1 protein-coding gene and 1 pseudogene are annotated in these 1,541 nt (G+C 43.9%); one reads left to right on the top strand and one right to left on the bottom strand.

All coding sequences use genetic code 11. From position 1 onward, the window contains the following. Positions 1-284: pseudogene (locus AB4496_RS27460) on the bottom strand (DNA repair protein RadA); the annotation flags it as partial. 161 nt (positions 285-445) lie between these two features. Between AB4496_RS27460 and AB4496_RS27465 the strand changes: the two are divergent. Then, positions 446-1,541: PilZ domain-containing protein (locus AB4496_RS27465; RefSeq protein ID WP_372133135.1), on the top strand; the 1,096-nt coding region annotated here is incomplete at its 3' end.

Genomic DNA, 1,541 nt, shown 5'->3' on the forward strand with positions numbered 1-1,541 from the left:
GCGCCAGGTACAACACCACCACCAAGTACACGATCAAGCTCTTTGAAGCCACTACTAAAGCGCGGGACCTCTTGCAAGTCGATTTCCGATAGCGTTTGAACCGAAGATTCAGTTGCACCACCAGCGTAACCACTTAGTCGTTCATTGCGCGCGACCTGAGGTGAAGCGGCTAACCTAACTTCTGTAATCGTGTTCCAAGCACCACATGCATTGCACTGCCCTTGCCAACGTGGAAAGTCAGCACCACAGTCATTACACACATAAGCTCGCTTTGCCTTAGCCATAAAACCTCAATAATTTGCTTAGTAACGGGTAAATGTTGCTATTTTGTGACCCCGTTGACCGTACAGGTGAAAATAAAAGTTGCAGTAGGGCCACGAATACCTAAAGATCAAATACAACTCGTCGATAACAATAACGCACCATCCATTCTAACAAGAAAAGTATGCAGCAATCTGAAATTCTATCTGTAGCAGAACGACTTATTCCGGCCTACCATGCCGAAGATTTCGAATTCCTTCTTTCTCAAATGACAGAAGGCGAATCACCGTCTCTAAAACTGCTCGTTAAAATGGAACTGAATCGTATCATGGCTCCGTGCACAAAGAGCATTGATTTACGCGGGCGTATTGATAATGAATGTCATCAATTCACGCTAGACGAGCGTAAACATTGGCTTGATGACATAGCTTTGAACGCGTATCAACGTGGTACTAAAAAATTTAAAGGTTATACCGAGGGCGTGTGGGAGTTAGTGATGACACCTCGCATTCAACCTCTTCGTAATATTGTTAAAACATCCTCTCAAGATGACCACGATATCACTAACGCTGATAGCCCCTATGAAGCAGAAGCCATTAACCTCGGTTACGATTTAAAACGCAAAGAAAACAGGCTCAAGATTAGCTCACAGGTTGAAATCACCACGCCTAAAGGACAAAGCCTACATGGTGTGACAGTTGATATTTCTCCGTCGGGTGCAAAGTTCAAGGTACCAAGGGCGTTTAAATACAACCTAGGGGAAATCATCAGTGTTAAATTCACTGAGCTTGTTGAGAAGTCACTAGAAGCCGATGTTAATGAGGCGGTTGAATTTCGTATTCTGGGTATTGATGAATCCTACGAGAACAATGCAGTCAAATTTTTAAGATGCATGAGAATCAGCGATACAACGAGTGTGGCTCGTTTACTCGATGAATCTCTAAATAGTGTCAGCAAGAAAACCAGCCATGAGAATCAAGATAGGCTCATTCGAACGCGAACTCGCGGTATTGAACACACCTATCTAAAGTACACCTGTAATCTCCCTCTATTCTTCAGTGGTAGTGAGTTGAAGCTCGCGCTGCTCACGGATAACAATCATCCCCAATGGCAATACTGGCATGATGAGCGTAACCAACAGGCTCTGGGTACTTTGTTCAACGAACAACGTATGAACTTACTCGCTAAGCCTGGCGTGAAGGGAACCAGTAACGTTATCTACTCTTTTACCCATGAACATAAAAATAAGACCTTGTTCTACTCGATGATGCTGCCTGAAG

Origin of the sequence: Vibrio sp. 10N.222.46.A1, assembly GCF_041473595.1 — a bacterium.
Taxonomy (GTDB): domain Bacteria; phylum Pseudomonadota; class Gammaproteobacteria; order Enterobacterales; family Vibrionaceae; genus Vibrio; species Vibrio tasmaniensis_A.